The 21,434-nt window shown below is 63.8% G+C and carries 17 protein-coding genes; 11 read left to right on the plus strand and 6 right to left on the minus strand.

Annotated features, from left to right (window positions below):
* Nucleotides 1-110 precede the first annotated feature (110 nt).
* Both tgt and queA read right to left on the minus strand, forming a co-directional pair.
* Nucleotides 111-1,238 carry a tRNA guanosine(34) transglycosylase Tgt gene (gene tgt, locus JJB74_RS03895; protein WP_200590476.1) on the minus strand — a complete coding sequence of 376 codons (1,128 nt, stop codon included), beginning with the start codon at nt 1,236-1,238 and terminating at the stop codon, nt 111-113.
* Nucleotides 1,231-2,256: a tRNA preQ1(34) S-adenosylmethionine ribosyltransferase-isomerase QueA gene (gene queA / locus JJB74_RS03900; protein ID WP_200590477.1), complete on the minus strand. Its 1,026-nt coding sequence runs from the start codon at nt 2,254-2,256 to the stop codon at nt 1,231-1,233. The genes tgt and queA overlap by 8 nt, the downstream gene beginning before the upstream one ends.
* Before the next feature lie 144 nt (nt 2,257-2,400).
* Here queA and recG point away from each other — a divergent pair, with 144 nt between their 5' ends.
* A complete protein-coding gene (recG, locus tag JJB74_RS03905; RefSeq protein WP_200590478.1) occupies nt 2,401-4,497 on the plus strand; it encodes an ATP-dependent DNA helicase RecG in 2,097 nt (698 codons plus the stop codon).
* A gap of 165 nt (nt 4,498-4,662) precedes the next feature.
* Entirely contained in the window at nt 4,663-5,610 is a 948-nt protein-coding gene (locus tag JJB74_RS03910; RefSeq protein ID WP_200590479.1) for a hydrogen peroxide-inducible genes activator, read from the plus strand.
* An 83-nt stretch (nt 5,611-5,693) separates the two neighbouring features.
* Here JJB74_RS03910 and ugpB read toward each other — a convergent pair whose 3' ends face one another.
* Nucleotides 5,694-6,986, minus strand: coding sequence for a sn-glycerol-3-phosphate ABC transporter substrate-binding protein UgpB (gene ugpB / locus JJB74_RS03915; protein WP_234483940.1), 1,293 nt, complete (start codon nt 6,984-6,986; stop codon nt 5,694-5,696).
* 180 nt (nt 6,987-7,166) lie between these two features.
* On the opposite strand from ugpB, the gene ubiA reads away from it, so the two are divergent.
* Entirely contained in the window at nt 7,167-8,033 is an 867-nt protein-coding gene (gene ubiA / locus JJB74_RS03920) for a 4-hydroxybenzoate octaprenyltransferase (RefSeq protein ID WP_200590481.1), read from the plus strand.
* A 41-nt stretch (nt 8,034-8,074) separates the two neighbouring features.
* Here the strand turns inward: ubiA and JJB74_RS03925 are convergent, their stop codons facing one another.
* From JJB74_RS03925 to JJB74_RS03935, 3 genes are all read right to left on the minus strand, one after another.
* The gene (locus JJB74_RS03925) at nt 8,075-10,084 is read right to left on the minus strand and encodes a response regulator (RefSeq protein ID WP_200590482.1); all 2,010 of its coding nucleotides are present in this window, start codon (nt 10,082-10,084) and stop codon (nt 8,075-8,077) included.
* Between the two features lie 185 nt (nt 10,085-10,269).
* Complete coding sequence (locus JJB74_RS03930; protein ID WP_200590483.1) at nt 10,270-12,006, minus strand: cation:proton antiporter domain-containing protein; 1,737 nt, start codon at nt 12,004-12,006, stop codon at nt 10,270-10,272.
* 182 nt (nt 12,007-12,188) lie between these two features.
* A complete protein-coding gene (locus JJB74_RS03935; protein WP_234483650.1) occupies nt 12,189-12,629 on the minus strand; it encodes a hypothetical protein in 441 nt (146 codons plus the stop codon).
* A 546-nt stretch (nt 12,630-13,175) separates the two neighbouring features.
* Between JJB74_RS03935 and JJB74_RS03940 the strand changes: the two genes are divergently transcribed.
* The 8 genes from JJB74_RS03940 (at nt 13,176) to JJB74_RS03975 (ending at nt 21,324) form a co-directional block, all read left to right on the plus strand.
* Entirely contained in the window at nt 13,176-13,865 is a 690-nt protein-coding gene (locus JJB74_RS03940; RefSeq protein WP_200590484.1) for a response regulator transcription factor, read from the plus strand.
* Between the two features lie 97 nt (nt 13,866-13,962).
* Nucleotides 13,963-15,246 carry a glutamyl-tRNA reductase gene (gene hemA / locus JJB74_RS03945; RefSeq protein WP_200590485.1) on the plus strand — a complete coding sequence of 428 codons (1,284 nt, stop codon included), beginning with the start codon at nt 13,963-13,965 and terminating at the stop codon, nt 15,244-15,246.
* Nucleotides 15,247-15,312: 66 nt separating this feature from the next.
* Nucleotides 15,313-16,395, plus strand: a complete 1,083-nt coding sequence (prfA, locus tag JJB74_RS03950; RefSeq protein WP_200590486.1) for a peptide chain release factor 1 — start codon at nt 15,313-15,315, stop codon at nt 16,393-16,395.
* 32 nt (nt 16,396-16,427) lie between these two features.
* Nucleotides 16,428-16,904 (plus strand): disulfide bond formation protein B, encoded by a 477-nt coding sequence (locus JJB74_RS03955; RefSeq protein WP_200590487.1) that lies wholly within the window; start codon nt 16,428-16,430, stop codon nt 16,902-16,904.
* Between the two features lie 2 nt (nt 16,905-16,906).
* Complete coding sequence (prmC, locus tag JJB74_RS03960) at nt 16,907-17,740, plus strand: peptide chain release factor N(5)-glutamine methyltransferase (protein ID WP_200590488.1); 834 nt, start codon at nt 16,907-16,909, stop codon at nt 17,738-17,740.
* A gap of 176 nt (nt 17,741-17,916) precedes the next feature.
* Nucleotides 17,917-20,259, plus strand: coding sequence for a Tex family protein (locus JJB74_RS03965; RefSeq protein ID WP_200590489.1), 2,343 nt, complete (start codon nt 17,917-17,919; stop codon nt 20,257-20,259).
* Between the two features lie 133 nt (nt 20,260-20,392).
* Nucleotides 20,393-20,704, plus strand: coding sequence for a Grx4 family monothiol glutaredoxin (grxD, locus tag JJB74_RS03970; protein WP_200590490.1), 312 nt, complete (start codon nt 20,393-20,395; stop codon nt 20,702-20,704).
* 8 nt (nt 20,705-20,712) lie between these two features.
* On the plus strand, nt 20,713-21,324 hold the full coding sequence (locus JJB74_RS03975) for a UbiX family flavin prenyltransferase (RefSeq protein WP_325170082.1): 612 nt from the start codon (nt 20,713-20,715) through the stop codon (nt 21,322-21,324).
* The last annotated feature ends 110 nt before the right edge of the window (nt 21,325-21,434 follow it).

Below are 21,434 nucleotides of genomic sequence, written 5' to 3' on the forward strand. Positions count from 1 at the left end.
CCTCTTAGGAAGAATGCGCAAAAGCTTGTTCCCAGGCCGCCCCCGGATAGTGCGCCAGCTTGTGTTTGGACAAGCTGCGCTCGTGCCACATGTCCGGCCTTCGCCCGCTTCTATGCGCCGCGCGCCCGATCCGCATGAAAGCGCAGGCGGAAAGCCTGGAATTGGCCGGCGTCGATGGCATCCCTCGCCTCGCGCATCAGCTGCAGGTAGTAATGCAGGTTGTGGATGGTATTGAGCCGCGCGCCGAGGATTTCGCCGGCGCGGTGCAGGTGGTGCAGGTAGGCGCGGGAGAAGTTGCGGCAGGTGTAGCAGTCGCAGCTCTCGTCGAGCGGCCGGTCTTCATCCTTGTGGCGGGCGTTCTTGATCTTCACGTCGCCGAAGCGGGTAAACAGCCAGCCGTTGCGCGCATTGCGGGTCGGCATTACGCAGTCGAACATATCCACGCCGGCATCCACGCCTTCGACCAGGTCTTCCGGCGTGCCCACGCCCATCAGGTAATGCGGTTTGTCCGCCGGCAGCCGCGGCCCGACATGGCGCAGCACTCGCATCATGTCTTCCTTGGGCTCGCCCACCGACAGGCCGCCGATGGCAATGCCGTCGAAGCCGATGTCGTTCAGGCCTGCCAGCGATTCGTCGCGCAAATCCTCGAACATGCCGCCCTGGACGATGCCGAACAGCGCATTCGGATTCTCGAGCCGATGAAATTCATCGCGCGAGCGCTTGGCCCAGCGCAGCGACATGCGCATCGATTTCGCCGCTTCCTCGCTGGTAGCGGGACGACCATTGATTTCGTACGGCGTGCATTCGTCGAACTGCATCACGATGTCGGAGTTCAGCGAACGCTGGATCTGCATTGAGATCTCCGGCGACAGGAACAGCTTGTCGCCATTGATCGGCGAGGCGAACTTCACGCCCTCCTCAGTAATCTTGCGCATCGCGCCCAGCGAAAACACCTGGAAGCCGCCGGAGTCGGTCAGGATCGGCTTGTCCCAGCCCATGAAGCGATGCAGGCCGCCGAAGCGGTCGAGGATCTCGGTGCCGGGGCGCAGCCACAGGTGGAAGGTGTTGCCGAGGATGATCTGGGCATCGATTTCCTTTAGCTCCAGCGGCGACATCGCCTTGACCGTGCCATAGGTGCCGACCGGCATGAAGATCGGCGTCTCGACGCTGCCGTGATTGAGTTCGACGGTGCCGCGGCGCGCGCGGCCGTCGGTTTTCTTGAGGGTGAATTTAAGCATGGGAGGTACAGGTCAGAAGCATGGCGTCGCCATAGCTGAAGAAGCGGTAGCGCGCTTGAATCGCATGACGGTAGGCCGCGCGCATCGTGTCATAGCCGGCAAGGGCCGACACCAGCATCAGCAGCGTGGATTTGGGCAGATGGAAATTGGTGATCAACCGGGTCACCGTGTGGAAGCGGTAACCCGGGGTAATGAAAAGCTGGGTGTCAGCGCTGCCGGCTTCGAGCTGACCCGACTGCGACGCCGATTCGAGCGCGCGCAGGCTGGTGGTGCCCACGGCAATCACATCGCGTCCGGCAGCGCGCGCTTCGCGCACCGTGGCCACCGTCTCCGGCGGGATCGTGTACCACTCGCTGTGCATTTGGTGCTCGGCCAGGTTCTCGGTGCGCACCGGCTGGAAGGTGCCGGCGCCGACATGCAGCGTGATGAAGGCAAGAAGCACGCCCTTCTCGCGCAGGCGCGCCAGCAGCGCTTCATCGAAATGCAGGCCGGCGGTGGGCGCGGCGACCGCGCCGGGCTGTTTCGCATATACGGTCTGGTAACGGGTTTCATCCTGCGCATCGGCCGCATGCTCAATGTATGGCGGCAGAGGCAGGCGGCCATGCGCATCGATCAGCTCGAACACATCGCCGGGAAAATGCAGCGTGAAGAATTCACCGGCGCGCTCGCCGACGGTGACGTCGAAGGCATCGGCCAGGCGGATCTTCGTGCCCGGTGGCGGCGACTTCGAGGCCCGCACCTGCGCATGCACGGTGCGCGCATCCAGCACCCGTTCGACCAGGGCTTCAATCTTGCCGCCGGTTTCCTTGACGCCGAAGAAGCGCGCCTTCAGCACGCGGGTATCGTTGAACACCAGCACATCGCCGGGCGAGAGCAGGTCGACGATGTCGGTGAAGACGCGGTCGTGCAGGCCATCGGGGGCGACGTGCAAGAGGCGCGAGGCGCTGCGCTCTTGCAGCGGGAATTGCGCGATCAATTCCTCGGGCAGCGCGAAGTCGAAGTCGGACAGTGAGTACATGCGATGGGACGGGTATCGGAGCGGGTCTGGAACTGCTATGGTTACAGCCCTGAGTTGAAGCCTTAACAAGCAGCCTGGCAAAGCCGGCGCCGCAGGCACAAAAGTCCGCTATTTTACGCCGAGCCGCCCGAGTTCTTCCCGTACATGCCCGAAACCAAGCAAAAGACCGAACCCTCCGCCAAGACTTCCCGAGCGGCCCGCTCCGGCAAGCTGGAAGACAAGCTGGCCCGCCTGGGCCTCAGATCCGACATGGATTTCGTGCTGCATTTGCCGATGCGCTACGAGGACGAGACCATCGTCGTGGACATGCATGACGCCGGTTTCATGAGCGGCGGCGCGGCCCAGGTCGAAGGCGTGGTCACCGATTGCGAAGTGCAGTACCGGCCGCGGCGCCAGCTGGTGGTGACGATCGCGGACGACACCGGCCAGGTCACGATGCGCTTCCTGAATTTCTACGGCAGCCAGGCCAAGCAGCTGGCCGTGGGCAACCGGGTGCGCGCCCGCGGCGAAGTGCGTCATGGCTTCTTCGGCGCGGAGATGGTGCATCCGGCCTACAAGGTCATCAACGAAGGCGCGCCGCTGCCGGACGTATTGACGCCGGTGTATCCGAGCGGCGAAGGCGTGTCGCAGACGGCGTTGCGGCGCGCGATCGAAACCGCGCTTGCGCGCGCTAACCTTGCGGATACCCTGCCCCTTGCGCTGCGCGACGCGCTGGGCCTGATGCCTTTCGCCGACGCGGTGCGGCTGCTGCATCATCCGCCGCCGGACGTCGACGAGATGGCGCTGGAAGACCGCAGCCATCCGGCCTGGATGCGCATGAAGTTCGATGAGTTGCTGGCGCAGCAGCTCTCGTTGAAGCGTGCCCAGGAGGCGCGACGCAGCAAGGGTGCGGTGCCGCTCACGGTCGTGGGCGCGCTGTCGAAGGATCTGCTGGCAACGCTGCCGTTTTCGCTGACACGGGCGCAGCAGAAGGTGCTGGCCGAGATCCGCAACGACCTCGTCGCGCCGCATCCGATGCAGCGGCTGCTGCAGGGCGATGTGGGCAGCGGCAAGACCGTGGTCGCGGCGCTGGCCGCGGCCCAGGCCATCGACAGCGGCTGTCAGGCCGCCTTAATGGCGCCGACCGAGATCCTGGCCGAGCAGCACTTCCGCAAGATCGCCGCGTGGATGGAGCCGCTGGGCGTCAAGGTAGCCTGGCTCACCGGCAGCCAGAAAAAGAAGGAAAAGACCGAGTCGCTGGCGCTGGTGGAAGCCGGTGTGGCGCAGCTCGTCGTCGGCACCCATGCATTGATCCAGGAAGCCGTAGCGTTCGCGCGGCTTGGCCTGGTGATCATTGACGAACAGCATCGCTTCGGCGTCGGCCAGCGGCTGGCCTTGCGCAACAAGGGGGCGGAAGGCGAGGAAGAGGCGTCGCGCATCGTGCCGCATCAACTGATGATGTCGGCCACGCCGATACCGCGCACGCTGGCGATGACGTATTACGCCGACCTGGAAGTCTCGGTGATCGACGAACTGCCGCCGGGCCGCACGCCCATCGTCACCCGCGTCATCGACCAGAACCGGCGCGAAGAGGTCATCGCGCGGGTGCATGCGGCCGCGCTCGAGGGCCGGCAGGTGTACTGGGTTTGCCCGCTGATCGAGGAATCCGAAGCGCTGCAATTGCAGACCGCGACCGATACCCATGCCACGCTGGCCGCGGCCCTGCCCGATCTGCGCGTGGGCCTGGTGCACGGGCGCATGAAGCCGGCGGAGAAGGCCGAGGTGATGGATGCCTTTCTGCGCGCGGAAATCCATGTGCTGGTGGCCACCACGGTGATCGAGGTGGGCGTCGATGTGCCGAATGCCTCGCTGATGGTGATCGAGCATGCCGAGCGCTTCGGGCTGTCGCAGCTGCACCAGTTGCGTGGACGTGTCGGTCGCGGCAGCGCGGCCAGCGTGTGCGTGCTGCTGTACCAGTCGCCGCTGGGACCGGTGGCGCGCCAGCGTCTGGTGACGATGCGCGAAACCACCGATGGTTTCGAAATCGCCCGGCGCGATCTGGAAATCCGTGGCCCGGGTGAATTCCTCGGCGCGCGCCAGTCGGGCCAGGCGCTGCTGCGCTTTGCCGATCTGGAGCATGACAGCGTGCTGGTCGAAGGCGCGCGCGAAGCGGCGCAGCGGCTGCTGCGCGAGGACTTGGCTACGGTGGAAGCGCATCTGGCGCGCTGGCTGGGTTCACGCGAGGAATATCTGAAGGTGTGAGCGCGTCCCGCTTTGGAGCGGCAGTGCGAAGGTTGGGCTGACGCAGGAAGCCCAACAATAGCGCCGGCGGTTGATCGAGCTTCACGTTGGGCTTGTCAGCCCAACCTACGAACTGCCGTAAAGTGCGAACGCCTCCATGCGCAAGCTGTGTCATGATGGCGCCCCATGACGCTCACTGAATTGAAATACATCGTCGCGGTCGCCCGCGAAAAGCACTTCGGCCATGCGGCCGAAGCCTGTTTCGTCGCGCAGCCGACGCTCTCCGTGGCTATCAAGAAGCTCGAAGATGAACTCGGCGTGATCATCTTTGAGCGCGGCGGTTCCGAGATTTCCACCACGCCGCTGGGCGCGCAGATCGTGGCCCAGGCCGAGCGCGTGCTGGAGCAGACCGCGGCCATCCGCGAAATCGCCAAGCAGAACAAGGACCCGCTGGTCGGCCAGCTGCGCCTGGGCGTGATCTACACCATCGCGCCCTACCTGTTGCCACAACTCGTGAAGACCATGATCGAGCGGGTACCGAAGATGCCGCTGATCCTGCAGGAAAACTTCACCACCAAGCTGATCGAGATGCTGCGCCAGGGCGACCTGGATGCGGCGATCATGGCCCTGCCCTTTCCGCATCCGGGCCTGCTGGTGCAGCCGCTGTATGACGAGCCTTTCGTGGTCGCGGTGCCGCGTCAGCATCCCTGGGCGCAGCATGCGGCCATCAATTCGAATGCGTTGAAGGCCGAGACCATGCTGCTGCTTGGCAACGGCCATTGCTTCCGCGACCAGGTGCTGGAAGTCTGCCCGGAGATGTCGCGCTTCTCGACCTCCGGCGACGGCATCGCGCGTAGCTTCGAAGGCTCATCGCTGGAAACCATCCGCCACATGGTGGCATCAGGCATCGGCATCACGGTGCTGCCCACGGCGTCAGTGCCGGACATGCAGGAACAGGGCGGCATGCTGCGCTACATCCCGTTCGAGGAACCGGTGCCGTCACGGCGCGTGGTCATTGCCTGGCGCAAGAGCTTCACCCGGCCGCAAGCGATCGAGGCGGTGCGCCAGGCGGTGCTGGCCTGCAATCTGCACGGCGCGCAGATGCTGCCGGATGCGCAGCCCGAGGAAGACTGAAAAGCTAAAGCCGGCGGCACGGACAAGCCGGACCGCCGGCAATGCTGCAATGCGAGGCGCGGACCACGTCCGCGCCTTTCTTCTTACTGCCCGCCGTTGGCGCGCTGGAACTTCACCAGTTGCTCATCGCCGCGCTTGACCGCGTCGTCCAGGCCCTGCTGCGCGGTCTTCTTGCCAGTCCAGACGTTTTCCAGTTCCTCGTCGATGATGGTGCGGATCTGCACGAAATTGCCCAGGCGGATGCCGCGCGACTTGTCGGTGGTCTTGACGATCATCTGCTGCACCGCGACGTCGGTGCCCGGGTTCTTTTCATAGAAGCCGGAAGCCTTGGTCGCTTCATAGGCGGCCTTGGTGATCGGCAGGTAGCCGGTCTCCTGATGCCATTTCGCCTGCACTTCCGGGCGCGACAGGAACTGGAAGAATTTCGCCACACCCTTGTACTCGTCGGCCTTCTTGCCATTCATGACCCACAGCGAAGCGCCGCCGAGCACGGTGTTCTGCGGCGCGCCCTGGACATCGCTGTAATACGGCAGCTGCGAGACGCCAAACTTGAACTTGGCATTCTTGGCGATGTTGCCGTAGGCAGCGGACGACGAGGTGAGCATGCCGCATTCGCCGGAATAGAACTTCGACTCGGCCTCGGTCTTGCGGCCGGCATAGGTGAAGTAGCCCTGCTTGGCCCAGTTCGCCAGGTTGCCGATGTGGCGCACATGCAGCGGGCTGTTGAACTTCAGGCGCGCATCCAGGCCGCCGAAGCCATTGTTCTTGGACGCGAATTCCACGTTGTGCCAGGTCGAGAAGCTTTCCAGCTGCGTCCACGATTGCCAGCCGGTGGTGAAGGCGCAGGCATTGCCGCTGGCCTTGATCTTGGCCGCGGCGGCCACGACTTCTTCCCATGTCTTTGGCGGCTTGTTCGGATCGAGGCCGGACTTGGCGAACATGTCGCGGTTGTAGAAGAAGACGGTGGTCGAGCTGTTGAACGGCAAGGACAGCATCTCGCCCTTGGGCGAGGTGTAGTAGCCGGCCACTGCGGGAATGTAGGCTGAGGTGTCGAACTTCTCGCCGCCGCGCTTCATCACCTCGGACACCGGCACGATCGCGCCCTTGGAGTACATCATCGTCGCGGTGCCGACTTCGAACACCTGCAGGATGTCCGGCGCATTGCCGGCGCGGTAGGCCGCGATGGCTGCGGCCATCGATTCATCGTAATTGCCCTTGAATACCGGGACGATCTTGTAATCGCTCTGGCCGCGATTGAATTCATCGGCCAGCGCGACGACGCGGTCGCCGAGCGCGCCGGTCATCGAGTGCCACCAGGTGACTTCGGTGGCGGCCTGTGCCAGGCCGCTGGCGCCGAGCAGGGTGATGGCGGCCATTGCGCCGCGCAGTTTGCTGATCTTGTGTTGCATGTCGAGTCTCCTCCGAAAAGATGCTGCATGTTAATGACTGCGCATGACGCCGTGGTGACGATTCAACCCGTCGGTCCACTGTCATTCGTGCCATCTATAATCCGGGTCTGCGCCCGCTACCCTTGTTTCTCACTTCACTTGCTTCCGATGAATCGATTCCATCTCTACCTGCGCCTGGTCCGCATGGACAAGCCGATCGGCAGCCTGCTGCTGCTGTGGCCGACGCTCTCGGCACTGTGGCTTGCCGCGCAAGGCCATCCCGCGCCCAGTCTGGTTGCGATCTTCGTGATCGGCACGCTGCTGATGCGCTCGGCCGGCTGCGCCGTCAACGACTATGCCGACCGCGACTTCGATCGCCACGTCAAGCGCACCGCGGAACGTCCGCTGACCAGCGGCCGCATCCGCGCCTGGGAAGCGCTGGCGATCGCAGCCGGGCTCTCGCTCATCGCCTTTCTGCTGATCCTGCCGCTGAATGCCTTGACGAAGGAGCTGTCGGTAGCGGCTGTCATCATCGCCGCGACCTATCCGTATTTCAAGCGCTTCTTTGCCTTGCCGCAGGCATATCTGGGCATCGCCTTCGGCTTTGGCATACCGATGGCCTACGCCGCGGTGCAGGACCGGGTGCCGCCGGAAGCCTGGGTGATGCTGGCGGCGAACATCTTCTGGGCACTGGCTTACGACACGGAATATGCGATGGTGGACCGGGACGACGATCTGAAGATAGGCATACGCACATCGGCAATTACCTTCGGCCGCTACGATGTGCTGGCCGTGATGCTGTGCTATGCGGCGAGCCTGGCGCTGTTCACCCTGGTTGGCCTGGCTGCAGGTCTTGGCACGATCTTCCTCATCGGCATGCTCTGCGCGGCCGGCATGGCGATCTACCATTACTTCCTGATTCGCGGCCGCGAGCGCATGCCCTGCTTCGCCGCCTTCCGCCACAACAACTGGCTGGGCGCAGCGATGTTCGCCGGCATCGCGCTCGATTTCGCGCTGCGCTCGCAATCCGCATGAACGCGCGCCATGTCGAGTGAGGCTGCGCGCTGCACAATCCATCAGGCGCTGACGTTTCTGAATCCCGCCGCCACCACGCCTTCCAGCTCAGCCAGCTGGAAGGGCTTTTTCAGATAAGCCACATCCAGGCCATCGAGCTCATTGCTGCGGCCGTAGCCGGAAGCCACCACGATCGGCATTGCCGGATGCCGGGTCCGCACCCGGCGCGCCAGTTCGATGCCGGACATCTTCGGCAAGGTGATGTCGGTCATCAGCATGCCAAAGCGCTCGCGCTCCAGCATTGCCAGGGCTTCCTCGGCGCTGCCCACGCCCACGCCTTCATGGCCGAGTTCGGCCAGCATCATCATGGTCAGATCGAGCAGGTCGGCATTGTCTTCGACCATCAGCACACGCGGCGTCTTGCCGTCGGCGCTGCGCTCGGCAAGACGTTCGGCGCGGGCGTCCAGCAGCTGCCGCAGCTTGCGTGCGAGCTGCTCATGGCGGTAGGGCTTGGACAGCAGTGATACGCCGGGATCGAGCCGGCCGCCATGGGTGATCGCATGTTCGGCATAGCCGGAGGTATAGAGCACTTCGATGTCCGGCAGCAGCGCCTTTGCGCGCTCGGCCAGCTCGGTCGCATGCATGGGCCCTGGCATGACCACGTCGGAGAACAGCAGGTCGTAGCGACGGCCGCCTTCCAGAAGGCGCAGCGCCGACAGCGCATCATGCGCCTGCGCCACGCGATAACCGAGGCCCGTGAGCATGGCCACCACGGTGTCGCGCAGCGCATGGTCGTCTTCGACCACGAGGATGCTTTCCTCGCCGCCGAGCACCCTGCCCGCGTGCATGTCCGGCATGGGCTCGACTTCGCCGGTGCAGCGCGGCAGATAGACCGTCACCGTGGTGCCTGCATCGACGCGACTTTCGATATCGATGTGGCCGCCGCTCTGCTGTACGAAACCATAGGCCATCGACAAGCCGAGCCCGGTGCCGCGACCGGGACGCTTCGTGGTGAAAAAGGGTTCGAACACGCGGTCGATCAACTCCGGTGTCATGCCGCAGCCGGTATCGGAAACGGCAATGCGCACATACTCGCCCGGCTTGACCTCCGGATGCGCGTCGACATAAGCGTTGTCGAGGACCACATTGGTCGCCTGCAGCGTGAGCCGGCCATGGCCATCCATCGCGTCGCGCGCATTGATGACCAGATTCAGGATCACGGTTTCGAACTGGCTCGGATCGACCAGGCTGTTCCACAGATCGTCGTCGACCACCGTCGAGACTTCGATATCGTCACCCAGCGTGCGATGCACCATCTGATGCATGTTGCGGATCATGCCGTCGAGCTTGACCACCAACGGCTGCAGCGGCTGCTGGCGCGCGAAGGCCAACAGCTGCGAAGCCAGGCTGGCGCCGCGCTGGACCGCGGACATCGCCGCATCGATGCGCCGCGCGCCCGCGCTGTCGACCGCGCCTTCGCGCAGCAGGTGCAGGTTGCCGCTGATGATCTGCAGCACATTGTTGAAGTCGTGCGCCACGCCGCCGGTGAGCTGGCCGATCGCTTCGAGCTTTTGCGCCTGGTGCAGCGCGGCCTGGCTCAGTTCGAGCTGGCGCGTGCGCTGCAGCAGCTGCGCCTGGCTGCTCTGCAGCGAGGCATAGGCGGCATCGCGCTCCACGCGTGCGTAATGCGCATCCGAGTGATAGCGCACCCGGGCCACCAGCTCGGCGCGCGCCGGCCATTTGACCAGGTAATCATTCGCGCCCGCGGCAAAGCCCTGCGCCTTGCGTTCGGGCGCGTCTTCGGAGGACAGCAGGATGATGGGGATGGCCGCGCCTTCAGCAGACTTTCGCAGTCGCGCGATCACGGCGAAACCATCGACGCCGGGCATGCAGACATCGACCAGGATTACGCTGGGCGAGAAGTCGCGCACCTTTTCCAGGGAGAGGGAGGATTCGTACAGCGCCTCGATGCTGATATCGGGCTCGGCCGACAGCATGTCGCATGCCAGTCCGGCTGAAATTTCCTGGTCATCGATGACGAGCACGCGCGGACGAAGGCGCATTTCAATCATGATCAACCCGGATGGGGAACGTATTCATTGATTCGATTCTGCCGGCAGCAGTTTTGAGCGCTGCTCGATTTGACTGGAAGAGGAAGCGTGAAGGTAACTCGGGATACTCGGTGAGGTATGGCGTTTCGTCAACACAACTCTTGGTACGCCCGGCATTCCTCCAGAAATTTCCTGCGCCGCCTTCATCAGGCTTTGCGCGGCCGGGTCTGCGCGATGCGGCGCTCGCGTTCCTCGTCGATGACCTGCGCGGCCGCACTGTCGGGAAAACCCAGGCGCTGCAATACGAAACCGGACAGCTGCAAACCGGATTCGAGCGTCTCCGGCACCACCTGAGTTGCGCCGGCACGCAGCAGCGCGCCGGCATGACGTTCATCACGGGCGCGCGCAAAGATCGGCACGCTGGCGAAGTCACGGCGTATCGCCAGGGTCGTGTGCAGCGCCGATGCCGAGTCGTCCATCGTCAGCACGATGGCGGCGGCGCTTTCCGCATGCAGCGTTTTCAAGAGTGCATGGGCGCCGGCGTCGCCGTAATGCAGCCGGCCGCCGCCGCCGCGCAGCGAGGTCACCAGCTGCGGATCGTTGTCGATGGCGACATAGGGCGTGCCCTGGCCGTCGAGAATCTGCGCCAGCATGCGGCCGACGCGGCCGAAGCCAACGATCACCACATGCCCTTCCGGCAGCGGCTCTTCGCGGCGCAGCGCCGTGTCCGGATGGCGCAATTGCCACCAGTCGCCGAAGGCGCGACCGGCGCGCCAGGCCAGCGGCGTGGCGAACATGCTGAAAGCCACCACCAGCATGATGAATTGCCCGAGCGCCGGACTCATCAGATGCGCCGCCACTGCCTGGCCCACGACGATGAACGCGAATTCCCCGCCCTGCCCGAGCAACAGTCCGCCTTCGAGTGCGCGTCCCCAGGAAAAGCCGCCGATGCGCAGGATCGTGCCGGTAAAGAACGCCTTGATCGCGAACAGTCCGGGCACGGACAGCGGCAGCCATAGCGGCGTGTCGGCCAGCGCGCGCAGGTCGGTCTGCATGCCGACCGACAGGAAAAACAGGCCCATCAACAGGCTGCGGAACGGCGCGATCACGGTTTCCATTTCATGCCGGAACTCGGTCTCGGCCAGCAGCAGCCCAGCCAGGAAGGCGCCGAGCGCCAGCGACAGGCCCGCTAGAGCGGTGAGCGCGGCGATGCCGAGCGCGATGAGCAGCGTCAGCGCCACAAAGACATCCGGCTGGCGCTGACGCAGAAAGGTGCGCAGCAGCAAGCGCACCGCCGGACGGCCGGCCAGGTAGATCACGAGGATGGCGCCTATCGACTTCGCCAGCGCGGCGCCGGCAAGCGGCAGCCAGTTGCTCTGGCCGCCGGAGAGCACGCTGATGAGGATAAAGATCGGCACCACCGCAAGGTCCTGCAGCATCAGGATAGAGAATGCCGCCTGGCCGAGCGGATAGCCCAGCGCCCGGCGCTCGGATAGCAGTTGCATCACCACCGCGGTCGAGGAAAGCGACAGCACCAGGCCGAGGAGCAGCGACGCGGCGCCCGGATTGCCAAAGGCACGAGCGCACAGGCCAATGGCCGTCGCGCACAAGAGCACCTGTGCGCTGCCGGCACCGAATACCCAGCGCCGCAGCGCCCACAGCCGGGCGGCGGACAATTCCAGGCCGATCATGAACATCAGGAACAGCACGCCCAATTCGGCCAGCGGTGCTACGCCCTCGGGACGCAGGAAAGCCACGCGCGCCAGCCATGGATGCTCGGCGATCCACAATCCCGCGCCGTAGGGACCGACTACAACGCCGGCGGCAAGAAAACCGAGCACCTGATTGATTTTCAGGCGCTGCAGCAGCGGCATCAGCATGCCGGCCAGCGCCAGGAACAGCAGGGCTTCCCGCAGGAATGGAAGGGATTCGTGCGCCGGCATGACGGGGTCAGCGCACACCGGGTCCGTTGAATGACAAGCCGCGATGACGGCCGCGGCGCCCGCGCAACAGGGATGCGGCGGCGCCCGGCAACGCGCCGCCCGGTTCGGAATTCATCGATCAGCTTCCAGTAGCGGGAAAGGGATCGCGATTATCGCATCCCGCAATGGCGAGTCATGGGAACTCAGGCTTGCCTGGCGGCTGTGCCCTGCTCACTATCATCGTGCCGGGCACGACTGGTACGAATCAGTATGCGCACGAACTCGCGCACGATCTGCCGATGATGCTCATCCAGCAACTGCATGTCGGCGATGAGCTTGATGTCGATTGAATTCGCCTGCAGCGAGGTGGGCGGCGCATCGCCGCGCTCGTCTTCGGTACCAAAGCGCAGCCAGTCGATTGGCACCATCAGCCAGTCGGCCAGGGTGCGCATTTTGTCCTGTGTCGGAATGGCCTCGCCCACCAGCCACTTTCTTGCCGCATGCACGGTGATCGGCCGCCCGCTAAAACGGATATTGAATTCCCGTGCCAGTTCGGTGGGACTATCCGGGGAATGATGTGCATTGCGAAGTGTCTGCTGAAGACGCTGGCTGAAACGTTCCCGTTCGCTCGGAATATTTGCCACTGCTGAGCTCCTTCCTACTACCGGTTACAGGCTGGCGGAGAAGGCGGCAATAACGCATCACCTGCATCGACAGTTCTGCATGGCTCGGATGTCTGAGGTGGTTGCAAGCACGCCACCCGCCGACGCTTTATAGTTCTAAAGACGACATTATTGATCGATAGTCGAACTGTAAAATCATAGCAGCACTAACTCAGTTTGTTTTCAAAAGGAATTTAATTTTTTTGTTTGTTTCGAATACGACGCATGGGAAAACCGTGCTGAAAGTCTTGAGTGCACGCGTTGTTCCTGTGTTAACCGGATTGCCGTGCGGATTTTTTTCAAAAATCATGAATACAAAGGAATGTTGTCGTTACTAAACCTGCGCTTTATGTTCGATTGACGAATGGTTACAAATTGTTTTTTCCTTGGAGTATTGTGTCGAACAAGCTTGAAAATAAATTGATAGTGTGAAATATTGTTACCTTGCAATTTGATTTACATTAAGACAAGATAACCGGCAGTCAAACCGATTGTCGTTCAACGCTCTTCCACTCATCCGCTACCGTTATGAGAATTGCCGTACTCGATAATGATCGCAGTCAGACCGATCTGGTCTGCCAGGTGCTCTCTTCTGCGGGGCATTCCTGCCACTCCTATTCCACCAGCAGAGACATGCTGGCCAATCTCCGACGTGACAGCTTCGACATGCTGATCATCCATTGGCAGGTTCCGGATGCCAGCGGCGAGGAAGTGTTGCGGGCGGTGCGTGAAAAACTGTCGCCGACGCTGCCGGTGCTGTTTATCACCGGGCGATCGAGTGAAGACGATATCGTCGCCGGCCTCGCCGCCGGCGCGGACGACTACATGATCAAGCCGATACGTCGCGGCGAACTGGTGGCGCGGGTGCAGGCATTGCTGCGGCGCGCTTATCCAGCGCAGAACGAAGCCGAGCAGATCCAGTTTGGTCCCTATATATTCCAGGCACGCACCGGCCGCGTGACGATGCAGGGCAAGCCGATCGAAGTCACGCAAAAGGAATTCGACCTGGCACTGCTGTTTTTCCGCAACCTCGGTCGGCCACTGTCGCGCGCTTACATCCTCGAAGCGGTCTGGGCGCGCGATATCCAGGTGCCGTCGCGCACGATGGATACCCATGTATCGCGGGTGCGCAGCAAATTGCAATTGCGGCCGGAACATGGTTTCCGCCTGGCTCCGGTCTACAGCTACGGCTACCGTCTCGAGCAAATGCAGAGCTGATAAGGCTTGATTTCATTGAAAAAGCCCGCTGTTCGGTAACAGGCGGGATGAAGAGCGTCAGGCTATAATGGCGCTCTTTTCGCGCTTTCGCCCAGCAATGCAACTTCTCGCCGTCGGCCTCAATCACCACACCGCTCCGCTCGCTCTGCGGGAACGCGTTGCGTTTCCGGCAGATACCATCGGTCACGCGGTGGCGGCGGCGCGTGCGTGGTTTGGACGCAACGCCAAGAGCGGCGGCGAAGCGGCAATCCTGTCCACCTGCAACCGCACCGAACTGTATTCCGCCTACCAGCCGGCGGGTGATGCCGAAAGCAGCATCGACGCCATCGCCTACTTCCTCGCCGAATACCACGGCATGCCCTACTCCGAGCTGCGTCCTTATCTGTACACGCTGCCGCAGGACAATGCAGTGCGTCATGCCTTCCGCGTGGCTTCCGGCCTCGACTCGATGGTGCTCGGCGAGGCGCAGATTCTCGGCCAGATGAAGGATGCGGTGCGTCAGGCCGAAGCCGCCGGCGGACTGGGCACCTATCTGCACCAGATGTTCCAGCGCACCTTTGCCGTGGCCAAGGAAGTGCGTACCGCTACCGAGATCGGCGCGCACAGCGTGTCGATGGCCGCCGCGGCGGTGCGTCTGTCGCAACGCATTTTCGACAACATCGCCGACCAGCGCCTGCTGTTCATTGGCGCCGGCGAAATGATCGAGCTGTGCGCGACGCATTTCTGCGCGCAGAACCCGAAATCGGTCACGATTGCCAACCGCACGCTCGAACGCGGCGAAGCGCTGGCGCACCGCCTGCATGGCCAGGCGATCCGCTTGGCCGACCTGCCAGACCAGTTGGCGAATTTCGATATCGTCGTGTCTTCCACCGCGTCGTCGCTACCGATCATCGGACTTGGCATGGTGGAGCGCGCCATCAAGGCGCGCCGCCGCCGACCGATGTTCATGGTCGATCTGGCAGTGCCGCGCGATATCGAAGCCGAAATCGGCCGGCTCGACGATGTGTTCCTGTACACCGTCGATGATCTCGGCGCCGCAGTGCAAACCGGCATGGAAAATCGCCAGGCCGCGGTGACCGCAGCCGAGGCGATCATCGAAACCCGGGTGCAATCGTTCATGCATTGGCTGGAAAGTCGTGCCGTGGTGCCGGTGATCCAGGAACTGCATGAGAACACCGAACAAATGCGCCTGGCCGAGCTGGAACGTGCGCGCCGGCTGCTGGCACGCGGCGAAGATATCGACACCGTGCTCGATGCGCTGTCGCGTGGCCTGACCGCGAAATTCCTGCACGGTCCGCAGCAGGCGCTGCACCAGGCACAGGGCGACGAGCGCGCGCGCCTGGCAAGCCTGTTGCCGCAGCTGTTCCGCACCCGGCGCTAGCGCCGCCCCCGCTTCGCATTCCGCGCGGCTACCGGCCGCATTCTCCCCTTTCGCCTCAGAGACGCCATGAAGCCATCGATGCTTGCCAAGCTCGACCAGCTCGCCAACCGACTGGAAGAAGTCAGCAGCCTGCTGATGCAGGAAAATGTCACCGCCGACATGGACAACTACCGGCGGCTCAACCGCGAGCATGCGGAGCTCGATCCGCTGGTGGCCTTGTACCGCCAGTATGTGGGCGCCGGCAGCGATGTTGCGGCCGCGCAGGACATGCTGTCCGATCCCGACATGAAGGAATTCGCGCAGGAAGAAATCGCCGCCGCGCGCTCGCGCATGGAAGCCCTGGAGAAGGATTTGCAGCGCATGCTGTTGCCCAAGGATCCGAACGACGAACGCAACATCTTTCTCGAGATCCGCGCCGGTACCGGCGGCGATGAATCGGCGCTGTTCGCCGGCGATTTGCTGCGCATGTACACCCGCTATGCCGAACGCATGCGCTGGCAGGTGGAAATGGTGTCGGAATCGGCGTCGGAGCTGGGCGGCTATCGGGAAGTCATTGTGCGCATCGTCGGCTTTGGCGCGTATTCGCGCCTGAAATTCGAATCCGGCGGACATCGGGTGCAACGGGTGCCGGCGACCGAGACGCAGGGCCGGATACACACGTCGGCCTGCACGGTGGCGGTGATGCCGGAAGCGGATGAAATCGGCGATGTAGACATCAACCCGGCCGATCTGCGCATCGACACCTTCCGCGCCTCCGGCGCCGGCGGCCAGCACATCAACAAGACCGACTCGGCAGTGCGCATCACCCATCTGCCGAGCGGCATCGTGGTCGAATGCCAGGATGACCGCAGTCAGCACAAGAACAAGGCGCAGGCGATGAAGGTGCTGGCAACGCGTCTGAAGGATGTGCAGCTGCGCAAGCAGCAGTCCGAGGAAGCGGCCACGCGCAAATCCCTGATCGGCTCCGGCGACCGGAGCGAGCGCATTCGCACCTATAATTTCCCGCAAGGTCGAATGACCGATCACCGCATCAATCTAACGCTCTACAAACTTGACTTCATCATGGATGGCGACCTGGACGAACTGACCAGCGCCCTGATGGCCGAACACCAGGCGGAACAGCTGGCAGCGCTGGCCGAAGACGCCTGACCTTCTCCCTTCAATCTCAACGGAATCCCACCATGCGCGCCTCTCGCTCCGTATTGCTCGCCGTCGCCATCATTTCCCTGCTGCTGCTGGGCGAGGCGCTGTATCTGCAGCATGTGAAGGACATGCCGCCCTGTCCGCTGTGCGTACTGCAGCGCTATGCATTCCTGGTGCTGGCGATCGTCTGCCTGGTGGCCGCGGCACGCCAGGAAGGCGGCCGGCGCATCGGCGCCGGACTTGGCCTGTTGACCGCGCTGATCGGCGCCGGCATTGCCGGCCACCATGTGTGGATCCTGGCACATCCCGGCACGTCCTGCGGCATCGATCCGCTGGAAACGCCGCTGAACACGATCCCGACCGCGCGCCTGTTGCCCTTCCTGTTCCAGGCAGACGGCCTGTGCACCACCGAATATCCGCCGATCCTCGGCCTGTCGATTCCGCAATGGTCTTTCCTGTGGTTCGCGCTGTTCGCCGTGCTGCTGGCCTTCGCGACGCTGCGCCGGGCCAAATAAGCATGATGGATGCCGCATCGCTGGCCGGACTGTCGATTGCGCAGATCGAGCGGCTAAGCACGCTGCCGCCGCTGGAAACCCGCATCCTGCTGTGTCATGCGTTGGGCCTCAGCCGGGTGCAATTGATCACGCGTTCGGAACAGGTGCCGGATGCGGCGCAGCGCGAGCTGCTGGCGCAATTGCTTTTGCGCCGGCAGGCTGGCGAGCCGATCGCCTATCTCACCGGCAGCCGCGAGTTTTATGGCCTGGAATTCCGGGTGACACCGGCGGTGCTGATTCCGCGTCCGGAGACCGAGCTGCTGGTGGAGCTGGCAATCGAACGTCTGCCCGAAGGCGGCAGCCTGCTGGACCTGGGCACCGGTTCCGGGGCGATTGCGGTGGCCATCGCCCATGCGCGGCCGGACGCCCATCTCACCGCGCTCGACGCCAGCGCTGCGGCGCTGGAGGTGGCGCGCGGCAATGCCGAGCGTCATGGCGTGCGCGTCGAATTCCTGCAGAGCGACTGGTATGCCGCGCTGCCGGCCATGCGCTTCGATCTGGTCGTTTCCAATCCGCCCTACATCGTCGCTGGCGATACGCACCTGGCGCAGGGCGATCTGCGCTTCGAGCCGGTCGATGCGCTCACCGACCATGCCGATGGCCTGAGCGCACTGCGAACCATTGTTTCGGGCGCGTCGGCGCATCTGGCCGATGGCGGCTGGCTACTGATGGAGCATGGCTACGACCAGGCCGAAGCGGTGCGCTCGCTGCTCGCAGCACGCGGCTTTGCCGAAGTTCAGAGCTGGCGCGACCTGGCCGGGATCGAGCGCGCGTCGGGCGGGCGCCTGGTCGCATAAGACGTAGGGTGGGCGCAGCCCACGCGGTGGTCGAACAGACGCGTGGGCTATGCCCACCCTACGCCAAACCCAAGGACCCATTGCCCGCGGACAGCTTGCCAAGCCTGGCAACCCAACCTACCCTCCCGCAGCCAGATTGCGTATCATCCACCGCTCCCGTTTTTCTTCCTTTCATCATGCTGCCTTCCATCGAACAACGCCTGGCCAATGAACTGGCCGCCCGGCCGGCGCAGGTCGCCGCCGCCATCGCCCTGCTGGATGAAGGCGCCACCGTTCCCTTCATCGCCCGCTACCGCAAGGAAGCCACCGGGGGGCTGGACGACACGCAATTGCGCCTGCTCGAGGAACGGCTGCGCTATCTGCGCGAACTCGAAGACCGTCGCGCCGCGGTAATCGCCTCGATCCAGGAACAGGGCAAGATGACGCCCGAACTGCTGCAGGCAATCAGCCTGGCCGAAGACAAGACCCGCCTCGAAGACCTGTACCTGCCCTACCGCCAGAAGCGCCGCACCAAGGCGCAGATCGCCGTCGAAGCGGGCCTGGCGCCGCTGGCCGAAGCTCTGCTCGCCGACCCGCTGCTTTCGCCGGAAGCCGAAGCGCAGAAATACCTGAAACCGGCATTCAGCACGGACAACGGCGAGAATCCGGGCGTGGCGGACGCGAAAGCTGCGCTCGACGGTGCGCGCCAGATCCTGATGGAACGCTTCGCCGAGGATGCCGAGCTGTTGTCCGCGCTGCGCGCCTATCTGCAGGAGCATGCGGTGGTGGAATCGAAGGTCATCGAAGGCAAGGAAGATGCTGGCGCCAAATTCGCCGACTACTTCGATTATTCCGAGCCGATCGGCGCCATCCCGTCGCACCGCGCGCTGGCGCTGTTCCGCGGCCGGCGCGAGGAAATGCTGAACGTGACGATGCGCCTGGACAGCGAAGAGGAAAAGCCGAAGTGGGACGCGCCCTTGAACCCCTGCGAATCGCGCATCGCCGGCCGCTTCGGCGTGGCCAGCAAGGGCCGGCCGGCCGACAAGTGGCTTGCCGACACCGTGCGCTGGACCTGGCGCGTGAAGCTGGCCATGCATCTGGAAACCGAGCTGATGGGAGCGCTGCGCGAGCAGGCCGAGCAGGAAGCGATCCGGGTATTCGCCACCAACCTCAAATCGCTGCTGCTGGCCGCGCCCGCCGGATCGCGCGCCACCATGGGCCTGGACCCGGGTCTGCGCACCGGCGTGAAGGTCGCGGTGGTGGACGCCACCGGCAAGGTGGTCGACACCGCCACCATCTATCCGCACCAGCCGCGCAATGACTGGGAAGGCTCGCTCCACCAGCTGGCGTTGCTGGCGGCCAAGCACAATGTGGCGCTGGTCTCCATCGGCAATGGCACTGCGTCGCGCGAAACCGATCGCCTGGCGCAGGACCTGATCCGGCGCCACCCGGAACTGAAGCTGACCAAGATCGTCGTGTCCGAAGCGGGCGCGTCGGTGTATTCGGCGTCGGAATATGCGTCGCGCGAATTGCCCGAACTCGATGTGTCGCTGCGCGGCGCGGTATCGATCGCGCGCCGCCTGCAGGATCCGCTGGCCGAGCTGGTGAAGATCGATCCGAAGTCGATCGGCGTGGGCCAGTACCAGCATGACGTCAGCCAGAGCCAGCTCGCGCGCACGCTGGATGCGGTGGTCGAGGATTGCGTAAACGCGGTCGGCGTGGATGTGAACACCGCTTCCGCGCCGCTGCTGGCGCGGGTGTCGGGCCTGAATGCGAGCGTGGCGCAGAGCATCGTCAGCCATCGCGAAGCCAAGGGGATGTTCAGCTCGCGCGCGGCGCTGCGCGCGGTGCCGCGCCTGGGCGAAAAGACCTTTGAGCAGGCGGCGGGCTTTCTGCGGGTGATGGCTGGCGAGAACCCGCTGGATGCCTCGGCGGTGCACCCGGAATCGTATCCGCTGGTGGAAAAGATCCTGGCTGACCTGAAGAAGGATGTGAAAACCGTCATCGGCGACAGCCGCCTGCTCGGGGCGCTGTCTCCGACGAAATACGCGGATGAGCGCTTTGGCGTGCCGACGGTGACCGACATCCTGAAGGAATTGGAAAAGCCGGGCCGAGATCCGCGCCCGGAATTCACCACGGCAAGCTTCAAGGAAGGCGTCGAAGAGATCAGCGACCTGCGCCCGGACATGGTGCTCGAAGGCGTGGTGACCAACGTGGCCGCATTCGGCGCTTTCGTCGATATCGGCGTGCATCAGGATGGCCTGGTGCACATCTCGGCCTTGTCCAACAGCTTCGTGAAGGATCCGCACAGCGTGGTCAAGGCCGGCCAGGTGGTGAAGGTGAAGGTGCTGGAGGTGGACGCGAAACGCAAGCGCATCGCGCTGACCATGCGCTTGTCCGACAGCGCGCCGACGCCCGGCAGCCGGCCCGAGCAGCGCGCCGACCGCAATGACGCCAAACGCTTGGCGCAGCATGGCAAACGCGTCGAAGCGCAGCCGGCCGGCGCCATGGCTGCGGCATTCGCCAAGCTCAAGCGCTAACAGGCCCTCCAAGCCCGAAGCAGAAAGGACCGCCGGCGCTGTCCGGCGGTTTTACCTATAATGGCGGGTACGTTCGCAGTCCCCCCTTATTTCCCTTTTCCCCTATACCCCTATTACCCCTTGAGAGGCAGCCATGAGCGATGTGAAGCAATGGATTAAAGAAACCGTGACCGGCAATCCGGTCGTGCTGTTCATGAAAGGCACGGCACAGTTCCCGCAATGCGGCTTTTCCGGCCGCGCGATTCAGATCCTGAAGGCTTCCGGCGTGGACAACATCGTCACCGTCAACGTGCTGGAAGATCCGGAAGTCCGCCAGGGCATCAAGGACTATTCGAACTGGCCGACGGTTCCGCAGCTGTATGTGAACGGTGAATTCATCGGCGGCTCGGACATCATGACCGAGATGTACGAGTCCGGCGAACTGAAGTCGCTGCTGCAGAAGTAAGGCAACCGGTGCCGGCGATCGACGACACCGCAACCAGCGCCGGGGCCCCTCCCCGGCGTTTGATTGTCGCCATCACCGGCGCGTCCGGCGCGCTCTACGGCGTGCGGCTGCTGCAGGCCCTGCGCGAGCGCGCCGACGTGCAAACCCATCTGCTGCTGTCCGAGGCCGGCGTGCTGAATCTGCACCAGGAACTCGGCATGAACCGGCGCGAGGCCGAGGCGCTGGCCGACGTGGCGCATAACATCCGCGACATCGGCGCGTCGATTGCGAGCGGCTCGTTCCAGTCCGACGGCATGATCATCGCGCCCTGCTCGATGAAAACCCTGGCCGCGATTGCGCATGGCCTGTCCGACAACCTGATTTCCCGCGCCGCCGATGTGGTGCTGAAGGAGCGCCGGCGCCTGGTGCTGATGGTGCGCGAAACCCCGTTCAACCTGGCCCATCTGCGCAACATGACGGCGGTTACCGAGATGGGCGGCATCGTGTTTCCGCCGCTTCCCGCCTTCTACCACCGGCCGCAAAACATCGAGGAAATGGTGGACCATACGCTGGGCCGCGTGCTCGACCTGTACGGCATCGCGCACGAGCTCGCGCCGCGCTGGCAGGGAATGAAGTCTTAACGGCGTGCCCGAAATCCGCAAAGAAGCTGCGACGTCGGGAAAGCGGCCGGATGCCTAGCGCCTACAATCATCGCTTTCGCACAATTGCTGCGGCCTGCCGGCCTCGTGCA

Source organism: Noviherbaspirillum pedocola, from assembly GCF_016632335.1.
Taxonomy (GTDB): Bacteria; Pseudomonadota; Gammaproteobacteria; order Burkholderiales; family Burkholderiaceae_D; genus Noviherbaspirillum_A; species Noviherbaspirillum_A pedocola.

Bases quoted from the DNA above. Each gene is read 5' to 3' on its own strand.
- JJB74_RS03925 (WP_200590482.1), bottom strand. From the start codon at position 10,084: ATGATTGAAATGCGCCTTCGTCCGCGCGTGCTCGTCATCGATGACCAG.
- JJB74_RS03910 (WP_200590479.1), top strand. From the start codon at position 4,663: ATGACGCTCACTGAATTGAAATACATCGTCGCGGTCGCCCGCGAAAAG.
- ugpB (WP_234483940.1), bottom strand. From the start codon at position 6,986: ATGGCCGCCATCACCCTGCTCGGCGCCAGCGGCCTGGCACAGGCCGCC.
- JJB74_RS03965 (WP_200590489.1), top strand. From the start codon at position 17,917: ATGCTGCCTTCCATCGAACAACGCCTGGCCAATGAACTGGCCGCCCGG.
- ubiA (WP_200590481.1), top strand. From the start codon at position 7,167: ATGAATCGATTCCATCTCTACCTGCGCCTGGTCCGCATGGACAAGCCG.
- grxD (WP_200590490.1), top strand. From the start codon at position 20,393: ATGAGCGATGTGAAGCAATGGATTAAAGAAACCGTGACCGGCAATCCG.
- JJB74_RS03940 (WP_200590484.1), top strand. From the start codon at position 13,176: ATGAGAATTGCCGTACTCGATAATGATCGCAGTCAGACCGATCTGGTC.
- prfA (WP_200590486.1), top strand. From the start codon at position 15,313: ATGAAGCCATCGATGCTTGCCAAGCTCGACCAGCTCGCCAACCGACTG.
- hemA (WP_200590485.1), top strand. From the start codon at position 13,963: ATGCAACTTCTCGCCGTCGGCCTCAATCACCACACCGCTCCGCTCGCT.
- recG (WP_200590478.1), top strand. From the start codon at position 2,401: ATGCCCGAAACCAAGCAAAAGACCGAACCCTCCGCCAAGACTTCCCGA.
- JJB74_RS03955 (WP_200590487.1), top strand. From the start codon at position 16,428: ATGCGCGCCTCTCGCTCCGTATTGCTCGCCGTCGCCATCATTTCCCTG.
- prmC (WP_200590488.1), top strand. From the start codon at position 16,907: ATGATGGATGCCGCATCGCTGGCCGGACTGTCGATTGCGCAGATCGAG.
- queA (WP_200590477.1), bottom strand. From the start codon at position 2,256: ATGTACTCACTGTCCGACTTCGACTTCGCGCTGCCCGAGGAATTGATC.
- JJB74_RS03930 (WP_200590483.1), bottom strand. From the start codon at position 12,006: ATGCCGGCGCACGAATCCCTTCCATTCCTGCGGGAAGCCCTGCTGTTC.
- tgt (WP_200590476.1), bottom strand. From the start codon at position 1,238: ATGCTTAAATTCACCCTCAAGAAAACCGACGGCCGCGCGCGCCGCGGC.